We start from the raw sequence: 15,521 nt of genomic DNA on the forward strand, positions 1-15,521 counted from the left end.
TTTAGTTATCTAAAAAACTGTTTATCAAAGTTAAACCATGTTACCCAATTATACTAAAATATCAATTAAAATCTATATCCTCAGCTCTTTTCAAAAATCTGTTCACCTGGGTTTTTAAACCCCTGTAAGATTTTTCCGAAAGCAGATTATTTTTTTGTATAAAATCAGAACATTCTTGAGCCTGCAAAAGGATATCCATGTTTTTAAGGCCGGCAATGGTAATTTCTGGAAGTCCGTGCTGGCGGCGTCCGAAAAAGTCTCCGGGACCTCTAAGCTTTAAATCCTCCTCGGCAATTCCAAAACCATCATGCATTGTTTTCATTGTGTTAAGCCTTTTGCCCGCATTTTCGGAAGAGCTGTCGGAAACTATTATGCAGTAGGATTTTACATTTCCTCTTCCCACTCGCCCTCTGAGCTGATGAAGCTGTGAAAGTCCAAACCTTTCGCCGTTTTCAATCATAATCACATTGGCATTGGGAACATCCACTCCAACCTCTATAACCGTTGTGGAAACAAGTACGGAAATCTTTCCCGAAACAAAGTCAGCCATAACGCTTTCCTTGTCGGCAGCTTTCATCTTGCCGTGAAGCACACCAACAGAAATATCGGAAAATTCCCCAAGCATCAAATCCTGGGCAAAGGTTTCCACAGAAGCCACATTTTCTGTTTCGCTGTCCTCCACAAAAGGACATACAATATAACATTGATGACCCTCTGCAATCTGCTGTTTTAAAAATCCGTAGGCACGTTTTCTCTTTGAGCTGTCTATAACAAGCGTTTCCACCTTTTGTCTGCCGGGAGGCATTGTTCTAATCTCTGAAATATCCAAATCACCGTAAATTATCAAAGACAGGGTTCTAGGTATAGGCGTTGCGCTCATTACCAGCACATGTGGGTCATTTCCTTTTGAATTGAGTGCTGCTCTCTGGGAAACACCGAAGCGGTGCTGTTCGTCTGTAACCGCAAGTCCCAGATTTTTAAAGACTGTTTTATCTGTAAGCAATGCATGAGTTCCCACAGCTATATCAACTTCACCGGAGGCGATTTTTTCACGGACAATATTTTTTTGTTTTACAGTCATTGCTCCCGTGAGAATTTCAACGCTGATATCCGTGTTCTCAAAAATCTTTCTAAGGGTATTAAAATGCTGTCTTGCCAAAATTTCTGTGGGCGCCATAAATGCAACCTGCATACCGTTTTTTATGGCGGTGTGGGCAACTGCGGCGGCAACCGCTGTTTTACCTGAACCAACGTCGCCCTGTACAAGTCTGTTCATAGGCTGAGTGTTTTTTAGCATATCAGAAATACAGTCCCTGCACGCCTTTTCCTGGTCGTCGGTCATAGAAAAGGACAAGAGCTTTTTATACTCCTCAAGATAGCTCTTTTCTGTGACTATAGCGGTTTCCCTGCGCTTTTTCTCTCTGATAACAGAAAGACCCAGCATTAAAACCAAAAGCTCTTCAAAGGACGCTCTGTTTCTCGCCTTAGAGAGATTTTCCTGAGTATCGGGAAAATGTATATTTCTTATTGTAAAACCCAAATCAGCTAAATCATACTTTTCTCTGATTTCCAAAGGTATAGGGTCGTTGATTTTTTCAGGAAGCATTTCAAGAGCCTTCTTAACCGCCTTTTCAACAGTGAGATTTGAAAGTCCTGCGGTTAAGTGATACACGGGGTTCAGTTCACGTGTATCGGCTGTTTTATAAAACATAGGCGATACCATTTGCAGATGGCCGCCGTTTCTTTCAACCTTCCCGGAAAAATAATATTCCTCGCCGTAGCTCAACATACCTGAAATAAACCTGTTGTTAAAAAAAACAAGCTTTAAGCTTCCGCTTTGGTCAAAAACGCTTACACGGCTTATGGTTCTTCCCCCTGTAATCCTTGTTGTCACAACAGGAGAGCATACAGTGGCTTTGATAAGACATTTGTCCAGACCCTCAGCCCTGCTTATTTCAACCTCTTCACCACGGAAGCTGTAATCCCTGGGGAAAAAATAGATAAGCTCGCCTATAGAGGTTACTTTAAGCTTTCTGAAAAGCTCACCTTTTTTAGGGCCTATCCCTTTTAATTTCTCAATAGGAATTTCAAACAGACTCAAAAAAACACCTCCTTCAAACAATTTAAAAACAACGGGGTGATGATATCATCACCCCGAATAAATACGCTATTTTACGGTTATTATTCAACACCGAGAATGAAGTAGTAAACAGGCTGGTCGCCCTTTACCATTGTAACGTCGATATGTGGGAACTTATTTCTTACAAGCTCCTCAGCCTCGGCAGCTTCCTCTTCTGTTATTCCCTGACCCCAGATTATGGTGATGAAAGAAGTGCTCTTTGTCACCATTGATTTTGTCAGCTTGTAAAGAGCCTTAACAGGTGTTTTCTCGCTGATTGTCAGCTTGCCGTTTTCAAGGGCAATTATGTCGCCCTCTTTAATCTTCTTTCCGCCGAATTCAGAATCTCTTGCGGCAAAAGTAACGGAACCGGAGCTTACACCGTATGCGGCGTCCATTATTACCTCTCTGTTGCTCTCAGGACTCATTTCAGGGTCAAAGGAAAGCATAGCTGTAAGACCCTGTGGAATTGTTCTTGTAGGCAAAACAATTACCTTTCTGTCGGTAACAATAGCAGCAGTCTGCTCGGCAGCCATAATAATGTTTTTGTTGTTAGGAAGTACAAAAACATTCTTAGCAGGTGTAGCCATTACTGCCTCGTAAATGTCGTCAGTGCTTGGGTTCATACTCTGACCGCCGCTTACTACATTCTGACATCCCAAATCCTTGAAAAGCTCTACAACACCGTCACCGGCTGCAACAGCCACGAAACCGTACTCCTCTGTTGGCTCTGCCGGTTCAAAGGCCGGTTTCTCCTCTGCCTGAGCTTTTTTCTTGTCGTTTTCTTCTTTTGCAGCCTTATGCTGTTCTTTCATATTTTCAACCTTAACAGTCAAGAGAGAACCGAACTCAAGACCCTTCTTGAGAGCGTCTCCCGGCTGTTCAGTGTGAACGTGTACCTTAATAATCTCGTCGTCGTCAACAACCACAACGCAGTCGCCTATTGTTTCAAGGAAGAGTCTAAGCTCGTTAGGCTCTGTCTTAACATCAGGGTTTCTGCCCACAATAAACTCTGTGCAGTATGTGAAAGTGATGTCGTCGTCAAACTCTGCGGCGGCGCTTCTGAACTCGTCAACCTCTTCTGTCTTAACCTCGTCACCATTGTATTCGATAACCTTTCCGTCTGCAAATACAGAAAGCATACCGTCAAAAATCACGCACAAGCCCTTGCCGCCGGCGTCAACAACACCTGCTTTTTTCAAAACAGGCAGAAGTTCAGGAGTTGTATCCAATGCGTCGTAAGCTGCTGCGCAAACCTCTTTCCAAACATAAACCACGTCACGGCTTTCCATAGCGGCTGTAAGACCCTTTTCATAAGCAACTCTTGCAACTGTGAGGATTGTTCCCTCGGTAGGTTTCATAACAGCTTTGTAAGCGGCGTCAACGCCAAGTCCCAGAGCCTTTACAAGGTCAAGTCCGTCGGCTTCCTCTTTTCCCTCAAGGCCTTTTGCAAAGCCTCTGAAAATCAGGGAAAGGATAACGCCTGAATTTCCTCTTGCTCCTCTAAGCATAGAGGAAGCAGTCTTAGCACTGACCTCTCCAACGGTAGAAAATTCCTTTTTCTCAAGCTCCGTCTTTGCAGCGGTTATGGTCATAGACATATTTGTTCCTGTATCGCCGTCAGGAACAGGGAAAATATTCAAATCGTTTATCTGAATTTTCTGCAAGCAAATATTGTTTGCACCTGATATAACCGCATTTTTCAGCATACGACTGTTTATCATACAAAACACTTCCTTCTACATTTAATTTTGCCATATCTAATCCGCCGGGCGGATATTTTTTTAATCAATTAAGCGTCCACTTTCACGGACATACAAGTTTTTTAACATACAAACCAATGTAAATAATTTTTTTCTTAAAATTTACAAAAGCATATATCTTCTATATTATAACATATTCCCTAACTAATTCAATAGTTTTCAATTCTTAATAAACAAATATAACTCAATTTATTTTTGTGGAAAATAACCACCTTAATCACGAACAGATAAATGCTCGGCGGATATGCATTTTCCTGTTTTTTCGTCGATTTCAAACAACACACAGTCCATTCTGCAATCGCCCTGAGCCAAATCAAATCTTGCAGGCATACCGCTTCTGAACTTTTCAATAATGATTTCAGGCTTTACGCCCAAAATAGATTGAATGGTTCCTGTCATTCCAACGTCGGTGATGTAGCCTGTGCCTTTTGGCAAAACCTGAGCGTCCGCAGTCTGCACATGGGTATGAGTTCCGAAAACCGCAGAAACCTTTCCGTCAAGATAAAATCCCATGGCCCTTTTTTCGCTGGTGGTTTCACCGTGAAAATCAACTATTATAACCCTTCCGCACTCCTGTTTTAAAAGATTATCCATAGTTTCAAAAGGACATCTGAGCGTGTTCTCCATATGGCTGTTTCCCATAATATTTATAACCGTTACAATAGTTCTTCCCATATCCACATGAGTAATTCCCTTTCCCGGTGCAGAGACAGGGGGAAAATTTGCAGGTCTTACAATATATGGTTCGTTTTCAATCATTTCATAGGCTTCTTTTCGTCTGAAGCTGTGATTTCCAAGGGTAATAACATCGACGCCGCTGGTAAAAAGATGCTGTGCTGACACGGGAGTTATACCGTTTCCGTCTGCGGAATTTTCCCCGTTGCATATAACAAGGTCAACGCCGTGAAGCTTTTTTACAGAGTGAAGATGCTTTCTCAAAAAGTTACATCCGACGCTTCCCACAACGTCGCCTATGCATAGTATTCTCATAAGATTTATTCCCCTTTAAATTCCTTATCAGATTTTATTTATTATTATATCATATTTTACCTTTCATTCAAAGAAAAAGCATATCTAAATTTTTATTTTACAAAACGACGGCGCAATATTCTATTTCCCGACAAAAACTTTTTCTTTATAATATTTCCCCGCAAAGTATTTTCACTTCTTAAACCAAAAAACATTTCCGTATTTTTTAGCCTTTGATAAATCATTTCCCGACAGATATTTACATTACTGCTCAATTTCCAAAGGCGATGTCAATGCTATATCCTCAATGCAGGAATAGGCGTTTTTTCTCACAGCTTTTCCCTCTTCACTGCTTTCATAGACATTTCTGCCTGTAATTACAGCGTCCTGCATTTGAAAGGTTTCGTACAAAGCTTCCTTTATCTCCAAGGCTTTATCAATCATCTCGTCGGTTCGTTCAATCTGAGTTTTTTCATAGACATAATTTTTTTCACTTATAAGACTTATCGGAAGAGAAACGCCGTTGAGCACAAGGCAGTTTTCTTCAAGCACCCTGTAATAATTTATTCCGTCAATCTGATTAAGGGTGACGGGAAAATCAGCTCCGTAAAAGGATATTCCCAGACGGCTTACAGCCTCTTCCCTTGAGGTTATAAGCCCGATATTTTTATCTGCGGAAAACTCCGTAATCTCGGTGGTTTGAGCGGTTATTTTTGACTGAGCTCTTACAAATCGTGTTTCCTGACCCTCAATCTCTATGGCTGAGCTTACCAAAAGCTCCCCCTCAAGAACCGACTGACCCAGTGTTACAAGGTTTGTACCGTCACGGGTTTCCATGGCTATTATAAAACCGTCCTTCTCCGCCACAATGTTTGCAGGTGTTGAAATATCCGGTTTATTTTTCTCCTGCCCCTCTTTTACAATAACGTCAACATTGCTTCCGTATATGTTTATTGCAGCCCAGGTTATCATTGGGTATTTGTGGGAAAGCTGGCGTTTTGCCCACTGCACATCTATTGAGGAAGACCAAGCACCTTCATAAACCCCGCAGTCTTTCAGCAAAGTTCGTATTTCATTTTCGCTGATATTTGAAACACCCTCCACGTCTATTGTCCACACAAAAGATGACATGAAGAATATCATTATAAAAAACACAGCCGCACCAACTAAAAGTCCGGCTCGGTTTTTGTTTTTATGGACAAAAAAAGGCAGGCCGTGCCTTTTTAAAACCTTTAATCTAACCCCTGTTTTTCTTGCCTTTGTTCTGCATCGTTTGTAATCGCCTACGTACATCTTTCCGGTAACTTTGCCGCCTGATGATTTCTGCGACCAGATTTTAACACCGGATTTAAAAGCGGAATTTAGAAACCTTTCTGGGTATTTTCCCGACACTGAAAAATCCACATAACCTCTTATCATTCTTAAAATCATAAGCTCGCTAAACATTTCAAACACCTCAGTAAGTAAACTGAACATCGTTAATAAAGCCGCCTATTTCCAGCGTGGTGGTATTAAGGCTTTTAAGCTCCAAGTTTTTCCCGAAAAAGCTTACAATAAGACTTCCTGTATTCACTCTTATAACGTCCTCGCCGTATTCGGCAACACCTTTGCATCCGTAAATTACGGCGTTTCTGTTTCCGGTAAACTCAATTACCGGCTGTCTGCAATCAAAATCCCTCAAAAATCCGCCTCCGTCTTTGTTTCTCTTATTCATAAAACCATCCCTTGCTCACATAAAATTCATTATCAAATCTGCGCAACAGGGCGCATATAAATAAATCGGTGATACTAAATGATATATGTAAACGGGAAAAATAATAAAACCATACAAGGTGAAAAAAACGAATATTTACAACAGACAAAGGTTAAAAAAAGCCATGGAAAGCTTTTGGCAATGGCTCTATCCCTTTTATTCTTTTTACTGCTTTTGATGTTTCCCGCCCAATCCTCAAAGGGAACTTTACAGGGAATAAATCTGTGCATAGAAACACTTTTACCCTCCCTGTTTCCCTTTATGTTTGTAAGCGCCCTGTTTTCCTCATCGGTAAGCACAAAAAACAGCCACAAAAAACTCGACTGCTTTTTTCAGAAGGTTCTGGGAATTGATTTTTCCTGTGTGCAATCTCTGCTTTTAGCCGCTTTCGGAGGTTATCCCGTGGGAGCGGTGACGGTAAACAACCTTTACAAAAAAGGTGTCCTTACGGAAAATCAGTCCCGGTTTATGATATACATAGCTTTCGGAAGCGGAATGGGATTTCTTGTATCCTATACGGGAGCTAACTTGCTTTCCTCCCGTGAAACAGGAGTTTTGCTGTTTTCAGCTCAGTTAATCACAATTTTGTTTATGGTTCTTTTATCACGAATTTTTTTAAGACCACTGGGAAAACAGATTAAAGCTGAAAAAAATTTTACTTTTCCCGAACACAATAAAAAAAATCACAGTAATATAGACAGGGAAGAAAAAAGTCTGTTTTCTCTGATTTTTCAGTCCGCTTTAACCGCAGGGAAATCGGCTTTCAGCATGTGCCTTATAGTGGTTTTATTTTCCGCAGTGTCGGGAATAATCCTGCCTCTTCTGTCATATTACAGTTTTTTAAGGGATAATTTTTTAGCTCTGTGGGAGGTAAGCGCCGGAGTAAAGAATTTTGCAAACTCTGCGCCCCTATGGTTTTTGGGGTTCATAACAGGCTTTGGGGGAATCTGCGTCCACTTGCAGGTTTATTTCGCCGCAAAGGACATAAGCTTCTCAAAATCACTGTTTTTTATTTTCAGAGTGATGCAGGGATTTATAAACGGCTGTGTAATCAATGTTTTGACAATGTTCTTCCCGGTTTTTGAAAATACAGCCGGTGTTTTTTCCTCGGTTACGGAAAAACCTCTGCCGGAGGATGCAGAAAACCCGTTAAAATTTATCATTCTCATCTTTGTTTGTTTCTGCTTTTTATTTTCTTTGGGGCAGAAATTTTGTGAACCAAAACACATAACACAATTAAAAGAAAAACTCAATTTCAGCAGGAGGTAAAATTATGTGCGGAATTGCAGGCTGGCTTGACAGCGAAATGGATTTTTATACAAAAGGAAAAGAAATTGCCGCTGTGTCAAGGACTTTAAAATCACGAGGTCCTGACCAGAAAGGGGAATATATAGGCAGAGGCTTTGCCCTGATACACAGAAGGCTTGCCATTATCGACATAGAAAAAGGCCGCCAGCCCATGACCTTTTCATACCACGGAAGAAAATACACCATAGTGTACAACGGGGAACTTTACAACACCGAGGAAATACGAAAAGAGCTTGTCTATGCAGGCTTTCAGTTTTCAGGACACAGCGACACGGAAGCGGTTCTGAAAGCGTATATCCACTGGGGCAGCGATGTTGTGACAAAGCTCAACGGCATTTTTGCCTTTGGAATTTATGAGGAGAGAGAAAAAACTCTTTTCCTCTGCCGTGACAGAATAGGCGTAAAGCCGCTGTTTTTCTCAGACTACGAAAAAGGCTTTGTTTTCGCTTCGGAGATAAAGGCTATATTTGCCACGGGAGCGGTAAAACCTCAGATTGATGAAAACGGACTTAACGAAATATTTTTCTTAGGCCCTGCACGAACCTGCGGCAACGGAGTTTTCAAAAATATAGAGGAGCTTAAGCCGGGAGAATACGCATTTTTTAAAAAGGGAAAGCTTACAAGAAAAACATATTTCAAACTCCGTGCCAGACCTCACACCCACAGCCCTGAGGAAACGGAAGAAAACGTCCGCTATCTTTTGCAGGACGCTATAAAGCGCCAGCTTGTCACAGATAAGCCCATGTGCTTTTTCCTTTCGGGAGGTTTGGACAGCAGTATAATTGTCAAAACCGCTTCCGACTACTACAAGGAACAGGGCAAGGGAAAAATTTCCACATACAGTGTTGAATACGAGGACAACAGAAAATATTTTCAAAAAAGCCTTTTCCAGCCCACAGCCGATTTTGAATACATCGGCATGATGAGCCGTGAAGCCGACACTCTCCACCGTGAAATAATTCTTTCCAACAAAGATTTGGCGGAAGCTTTGGAGGACGCAGTATACGCAAGGGATTTGCCGGGCATGGCGGACGTTGACTCCTCCCTTTTGCTGTTCTGCAAAAAGGTCAGGGAAAATTTTGACGTAGCTCTATCCGGAGAATGTGCCGATGAGCTTTTCGGAGGCTACCCCTGGTATCACAACAAAGAAATCCTTTTTGAGGACTGTTTCCCCTGGTCAAAAGACCCGTCAATAAGACGAAGCATCCTGAAAAAAGACGTTCTGCCAAAGGGCGAGGAATACGCAAGGGAAAAGTATCTTGAAACAATAAATTCAGTCGAAAAGCTGAAAACCGACTCTCCGCTTGAAAGCCGAATGAGGGAAATGTTCGCCCTGAATTTCTACTGGTTCATGCAGTGTCTTTTGGACAGAAAAGACCGCTGTTCCATGTACAGCGGTTTGGAGGTTCGTGTTCCTTTCTGCGACTACAGAATTGTTGAATACGCCTTTAACATGCCATGGGAAATAAAGGCTTTAAGAGGAAGAGAAAAAGGAATTGTCCGCAAAGCCTTTGAAAAGCTTCTGCCGGAAGAAATCGTCTGGAGAAAGAAAAGCCCATACCCCAAAACCCACAATCCTGAGTATATGGAGCTTGTTTCAAAAATGGCAGTAAAAGCCTTGGACAGCGGTTCGCCTATTTCCAAGCTTTTGGACCGTGAGGGCGTCATGTCAATAATAGAAAATCCAGATAAGATTTCTTCACCTTGGTACGGACAGCTCATGCGTGCTCCTCAGATTCTTGCATATATAGCTGAACTGGAAATGTGGTACGAAAAATACCAGCCGGAAATTCTCATATAAAAAAATCCCTTGTTATGCTTTCGATAAAATGTTAAAATCAAAGCATAACAAAGGGGATGAATATCTTGAAAAGCTTCTATCAAAAAATCCACGAGTTTTTTTCTAAAGGAATACAGTTTAAAATTCTGAAATTCATATATAAAAAAATTCCCATGTTTATGGCGGCTTCATACCTGCTTTTGCTCGGTTTTCTCGCCATAACATGGGATATAAAAATTATTCTTGCAGTGATTGTACCGGCGGTTATTTTTCTTTCCGTCACTGTATTCAGAAAGCTTTTTAACTTTCAAAGACCATACGAAAAAATGGACTTGCCGCCGCTGATTTCCAAGGATAAAAAGGGAGAAAGCTTTCCCAGCCGCCACTGCGCCAGCGCCTTTGCAATATCCGGAGCATTTTTCTACACAAATATTTATCCGGGAATTTTTTACACTATTTTAGCCCTGCTTGTAGCTTTAAGCAGGATTTTTGCAGGTGTACATTTTGTCCGTGACGTGCTTGCCGCCGCTTTGTATTCCTGCGCTTTGTCCTCTCTTTATTTTATTATTCCTTATTTTCTGCCTCTGCAATAATATCCTTTACAATTTCGCCGCCCATAATAAGTCCCATTACCGACGGAACAAAAGCAAAGCTTCCCGGGATTGCCTTTTTGCTTTCGCTGTCGATTATGGGGTCAATGGGAGTTTTCGCCTCTTCCGTGGAGTAAACCACCTTTACGTTTTTTATTCCACGTTTTTTAAGCTCTCTGCGCATAACCCTTGCCAAAGGGCACACGGAGGTTTTGCTTATATCGCTTACTTTAAAGGCTGTTGGGTCAAGCTTGTTTCCGGCGCCCATTGCGGATATTATTTTTACCCCGGCTTTTTTGCACCTTGTAATAAGCTCAATCTTTGCGCTTACAGTGTCCACGGCGTCCGCCACATAATCGTATACCGACAAATCTATACTGTCCGCAGTTTCAGGCAGATAAAAAATCCTGTGTGGGTTTATTACCACATGAGGGTTTATTTTTTTAGCCCTTTTTTCCATCGCTTCAACCTTTGCCATTCCCACTGTTTCACAGTCGGCTATAATCTGACGGTTTATATTTGAAACGGACACAACGTCCTTGTCGAAAATATCTATAGTTCCCACTCCGCTTCTCACAAGAGCTTCAACCACATATCCGCCTACTCCGCCCACACCGAACACGGCAACACGGGATGAATAAAGCTTTTCCATGGCGTTTTGTCCCACGGTCATTTCACATCTTGAGAAAATTTCCTTTTTCTGAAAATCCATATTACCAGCCTTTCTGATTTTTCATATTCTTTGTTTATTTTATAGTAAGGTATAAAAAAAATCAATACCGCTCAATATTCACAAAACCATTGACAGACTTACAAATAATTTGTATTATATTTGTAAGTCATTAAATTTTGGACAACGATTGAATGTAAATATTTAAGATTGTAATTATTGAACGGAGGTTTTTAAGTGAATGTAACTTACTTTAAATACGCATTGGAAGTTGAAAAAACCGCCTCAATAACTCAGGCGGCAAACAATCTCTACATGGGACAGCCTAATCTTACAAAAGCGATTAAAAAGCTTGAAGCCTCTGTGGGCTTTGCAATATTCAAGCGCACACAGCACGGCGTATATCCCACAAAAAAGGGTGCAGAATTTTTAAGCTATGCCAGAAACATCATTTCTCTTATTGACGAAATGGAAGCCCTTTATTCACAAAACAATGCCAACATGGTAAACTTTAATATCTGTGTCCCAAGAGCAAGCTACATAACCTACACCTTTTCCAAATTTATAAACGAGCTTGTAAAGAAAAAAGAATTGAATGTAGATTTCAGGGAAACAGGTTCAACGGAAATTATCAACAACGTGGCTTCCGGCGAGTATAATCTGGGAATCATAAGATACAGCAACAGACACGAAAAATATTTTAAGAGCATAATGGCTGACAAAAGTCTTCAGCGCAAACAGCTTTGGGAGTTTGAGTACCTTGTGTTGATGTCAGAGGAAAACCCCCTTGCCAAGTCAAAGGAAATCCGACTTGAGGATTTGGAGCTGTTCACAGAAATAACCCACGGCGATTTCTCGGTTCCCTCTGTAAATCACACACAGCTTTACAAAAACGACGCACAGCCGAAAAACCAAAGCAGAATATACATATATGAAAGAGGAAGCCAGTTTGACCTCTTAAACGGAGTTCCAACCACATATATGTGGGTATCTCCCCTGCCTTCGGAAATTCTAAAGGAACATAAGCTGGTTCAAAGAAGATGCGTAAACGTAGGCGATATGTGCAAGGATATACTTATCCACAGAACCGACTATAAACTGAGCAAAACTGAAAAAAGCTTCTTTGACTGCCTTAACCAAACCATAGAAGAACTTTCGGCAGAAACATATATTTAATTTTGAACTGCACAGAACCAAGCAAAGGGTAACATGGATTGTTTCCCTGTTTGGTTCTGTTTTTTTATATTTTTAAAATGTATATTTGTACTAATCAACATAATACAATCACATTTTCATCACATATATTTTGTAATATTCAAACAGATATTCAATTCCTTTTTTCTTATATAATTGGACGGTGATTTAATTGGAAGTAAATCTCAAAGGTCTTTCCTCCCGGGAGGTTGAAAGCCGTGAAAAAAAGGGTCTTGTCAATTACGATACAGATGTCAAAACAAAATCAATAAAACGAATACTGACGGAAAATATCTTTTCCCTTTTCAATATTATAAACTTTATCCTTGCCGCCGCTGTTATTATGGCAGGCTCCTATAAAAATGTGCTGTTTATGGGCATAATAATATGCAACACACTTATAGGAATTATTCAGGCGATACGCTCAAAGCTTACGGTTGACAAGCTTTCCATTATGGTTTCCAGCCAAGTAACGGTAATGCGTGACGGCACTGAAAAAGAAATAGGAATAAATCAAATTGTTCTTGACGACATTATAATTCTTAAAAGAGGAAACCAAATACCCTCAGACAGTATTTTGCTTGAGGGCAATGTAAGCGTAAATGAAAGCCTTTTGACCGGCGAGTCCGACCTTGTATCAAAAAAAGCCGGAGATATGCTGTTTTCAGGAAGCTTTATCTCCTCGGGCGAATGTGTGGCAAAGGTCGTCCACGTTGGAAAAGACAATTACGCCACTAAAATCAACAACAGCGCCAAATACATCAAAAAGGTCAAGTCGGAAATTATGACCACCCTCAACAAAATAATCAAGTTTGTTTCTTTTGTAATTTTTCCGGTGGGAGCCTTGCTTTTCTGCAATCAGTATTTCCGTGGCGGTGTTGAATTTAACGACGCAATAGTCAGCACTGTCGCCGCCCTTATCGGAATGATTCCCGAGGGACTTGTGCTTTTGACAAGTACAGTTCTTGCGGTGGCTGTTATCCGTCTTTCAAAATACAAGGTTTTGGTTCAGGAGCTTTACTGTATTGAAAACCTGGCGAGGGTTGACGTGCTGTGCCTTGACAAAACAGGAACTATAACCAACGAGGAAATGGAAATCGAGAAAATACATATCCTCGGCAACACTTCAAAAGAAAAGCTGGACTTTGCGTTAAGCTCAATCGCCAAGTACACAGACGACGACAACGCCACAATAATGGCTTTTATAAATTACTACAAAGACAAAAATACAAACGCCCAAAAGCCACAGCGTTTCATAAGCTTTTCTTCCGAGAAAAAATGGTCGGGCGCAGTTTTATCGGACGGAACAGCTATAGTTATGGGCGCAGGAGAATTTATTCTCAAAGACCGATATTCCCTTATTTCAAAGGAGATTGAAAAAATCGGCGGAATATACAGGGTTATAACTGTAGCCACCGCCAAAGGCTTTGACGACGAGGGCAATATTATCGGTGAGCCTGAGCCGATAGCTTTGGTTCTCATTATGGACAAAATAAGACCGGAAGCACCTCAGACAATAAAATACTTTACCGAGCAGGGTGTAACCTTAAAGGTTATTTCCGGAGACAATGTAAAAACCGTTTCCAACATTGCCAAGGCCGCAGGTATTCCCAACGCCGAAATGGCGATTGACGCCACAACCCTTGAAACCGACGAGGACATAGACAACGCTGTTGAAAAATATTCTGTATTCGGAAGAGTAACCCCTCATCAGAAGCTAAAATTCGTAAAAGCTTTACAGCACCACAAACACACTGTAGCAATGACCGGCGACGGCGTAAACGATGTTTTGGCTTTGAAAGAGGCTGACTGTTCCGTGGCGATGGCTTCGGGAAGCGACGCTGCAAGAAATGTGGCACAGCTTGTGCTTATAAACAACGATTTTTCAGCCATGCCCCGTGTAGTTGCAGAGGGTCGCCGCTCTATTAACAATATTCAGCGAAGTGCATCCCTGTTTTTTGTAAAAACACTTTTCTCAATGGTTTTAAGCGTAATGTTTATTTTTGTAAATATTCGTTATCCCTTTGAGCCAATTCAAATGTCGCTGTTCGGAGCTTTTGCAATAGGAATACCATCATTTGTGCTGGCACTTGAACCGAACAAAGAGCGAGTTACAGGAAACTTTCTTTTAAACATTCTGTCACGTGCAATTCCCGGAGCTGTGACAATAATCTTAAACATAATATTCCTGTGTATTGCTTCTGAGGTCTGGCATATAACGGACGAACAGATTTCCACAATCGCCACCATAGTGACCTCATTTACGGGAGTAATTCTCATAATACGAATCTGTATCCCCTTTAATCCTATAAGAACCGCCCTTGTGGCTTTCATAGTGTCGGGACTTGTGATAGGAATGACTGTATTTTCAAATCTGTTTAATATAGTTCCATTCACCACCACAACTTTGACTATTACCGTTTCGCTGATTGTGGTTTCATTTGTAGTATTTAATCTCCTGTATAATTTTGTGGGAAGCAAGCTTGACCAGCGGTACAAAAAGAAATATTTATAAAATTAAGGCTGTCACCTAAATTTTGTGACAGCCTTTTTAAGTGCCGTAATATTCAATTAGAACCTATCTCTGTTTACGGCAATAACAATCATGTTTACACCCTGCATAATGAGGTTGAAAGCTATTATGTAACCAACGGAAATCATTGTAAGGAAAGGATGTCCGAAAGCCAAGAATCCACCGATTACTGAAATAACTCCGCAGATAATAGAAATCACGCCTGCGCCTGTAGAAATCTCCTTTTTCTTCCAGCCCGCAACAATCTGGAAAATACCATAAAGAATCAAAGCGCCGCCGATCAGGTAAACCATCATCATATCTGTAAGGAATCTCAAAATTCCGCTGAACAAAAGGAAAATACCTGCCAGCACAATCAATGCACCTAAAACAATTTTACCTGTGTCCTTCTTTGGCTGTGAAGCAACACCGTCAGCAATCGACTCAACACCGTTTACAATTATAAGTACCGCAATAACCCAGGATATTCCGAGAAATACTCCAAGCGGAACACAAAAAGCGTAAACTCCCAACAGTGCAGTTATCACTCCTAATACAATACCTGCAATTTTCATTATACCACTCTCTTTCTGTTTTTACTCGCTATATATAGCGATATGTAAATTATAACATCGCTTTTCCAAAAGTCAATAAAAATTTTTAAAATATTTTTAAATATTCTTTTTTTAGCATTTACAAACATCAAAATATATGAAGGTGTTTTACAAAAAATAAAGGAGCAGAAATCTGCTCCTTTCAGCCTGTCGAAAAAGCTCAGCTTTCGCTGGGCTTTTTTCGATAAAAGTGGTAAAATAGAAGCAGGTGATAAAAATGATAGAGAAAAACAGAAAAAACAGAGAGCA

The 15,521-nt window shown here is 40.8% G+C and carries 13 protein-coding genes; 5 read left to right on the forward strand and 8 right to left on the reverse strand.

What is annotated here, in order from left to right; translation table 11 throughout:
- Positions 1-61 precede the first annotated feature (61 nt).
- The 5 genes from recG to B5F08_RS10350 form a co-directional block, all read right to left on the reverse strand.
- Positions 62-2,101, reverse strand: coding sequence for an ATP-dependent DNA helicase RecG (gene recG, locus B5F08_RS10330; protein ID WP_087378975.1), 2,040 nt, complete (start codon positions 2,099-2,101; stop codon positions 62-64).
- A gap of 80 nt (positions 2,102-2,181) precedes the next feature.
- Complete coding sequence (locus B5F08_RS10335; RefSeq protein ID WP_087378977.1) at positions 2,182-3,843, reverse strand: DAK2 domain-containing protein; 1,662 nt, start codon at positions 3,841-3,843, stop codon at positions 2,182-2,184.
- 252 nt (positions 3,844-4,095) lie between these two features.
- Entirely contained in the window at positions 4,096-4,872 is a 777-nt protein-coding gene (locus tag B5F08_RS10340) for a TIGR00282 family metallophosphoesterase (protein ID WP_087378979.1), read from the reverse strand.
- Between the two features lie 243 nt (positions 4,873-5,115).
- Entirely contained in the window at positions 5,116-6,297 is a 1,182-nt protein-coding gene (locus tag B5F08_RS10345) for a sporulation protein YqfD (protein ID WP_158096283.1), read from the reverse strand.
- 10 nt (positions 6,298-6,307) lie between these two features.
- Positions 6,308-6,565, reverse strand: a complete 258-nt coding sequence (locus B5F08_RS10350) for a YabP/YqfC family sporulation protein (protein ID WP_087378983.1) — start codon at positions 6,563-6,565, stop codon at positions 6,308-6,310.
- A gap of 78 nt (positions 6,566-6,643) precedes the next feature.
- Between B5F08_RS10350 and B5F08_RS10355 the strand changes: the two genes are divergently transcribed.
- From B5F08_RS10355 to B5F08_RS10365, 3 genes are all read left to right on the forward strand, one after another.
- Positions 6,644-7,873 (forward strand): hypothetical protein, encoded by a 1,230-nt coding sequence (locus B5F08_RS10355; RefSeq protein WP_087378985.1) that lies wholly within the window; start codon positions 6,644-6,646, stop codon positions 7,871-7,873.
- Between the two features lie 4 nt (positions 7,874-7,877).
- Positions 7,878-9,713: an asparagine synthase (glutamine-hydrolyzing) gene (asnB, locus tag B5F08_RS10360; RefSeq protein WP_087378987.1), complete on the forward strand. Its 1,836-nt coding sequence runs from the start codon at positions 7,878-7,880 to the stop codon at positions 9,711-9,713.
- Positions 9,714-9,778: 65 nt separating this feature from the next.
- Positions 9,779-10,285 (forward strand): phosphatase PAP2 family protein, encoded by a 507-nt coding sequence (locus B5F08_RS10365; protein ID WP_158096284.1) that lies wholly within the window; start codon positions 9,779-9,781, stop codon positions 10,283-10,285.
- Here the strand turns inward: B5F08_RS10365 and B5F08_RS10370 are convergent.
- Positions 10,257-10,994: a tRNA threonylcarbamoyladenosine dehydratase gene (locus tag B5F08_RS10370; protein WP_087378991.1), complete on the reverse strand. Its 738-nt coding sequence runs from the start codon at positions 10,992-10,994 to the stop codon at positions 10,257-10,259. The genes B5F08_RS10365 and B5F08_RS10370 overlap by 29 nt on opposite strands.
- A 195-nt stretch (positions 10,995-11,189) precedes the next feature.
- Here B5F08_RS10370 and B5F08_RS10375 point away from each other — a divergent pair, with 195 nt between their 5' ends.
- Positions 11,190-12,128, forward strand: a complete 939-nt coding sequence (locus tag B5F08_RS10375; RefSeq protein ID WP_087378993.1) for a LysR family transcriptional regulator — start codon at positions 11,190-11,192, stop codon at positions 12,126-12,128.
- Between the two features lie 190 nt (positions 12,129-12,318).
- Positions 12,319-14,661, forward strand: coding sequence for a cation-translocating P-type ATPase (locus B5F08_RS10380; RefSeq protein WP_204245190.1), 2,343 nt, complete (start codon positions 12,319-12,321; stop codon positions 14,659-14,661).
- Positions 14,662-14,717: 56 nt separating this feature from the next.
- On the opposite strand, the gene B5F08_RS10385 is transcribed toward B5F08_RS10380, so the two are convergent.
- Both B5F08_RS10385 and B5F08_RS13405 read right to left on the reverse strand, forming a co-directional pair.
- Complete coding sequence (locus B5F08_RS10385; protein ID WP_087378995.1) at positions 14,718-15,233, reverse strand: HdeD family acid-resistance protein; 516 nt, start codon at positions 15,231-15,233, stop codon at positions 14,718-14,720.
- On the reverse strand, positions 15,233-15,521 hold a 289-nt coding region (locus B5F08_RS13405), incomplete at its 5' end, for a hypothetical protein (protein WP_204245191.1). The genes B5F08_RS13405 and B5F08_RS10385, both read right to left, overlap by 1 nt.

This window comes from Anaeromassilibacillus sp. An172 (assembly GCF_002160515.1).
Lineage (GTDB): Bacteria > Bacillota > Clostridia > Oscillospirales > Acutalibacteraceae > Limousia > Limousia pullorum.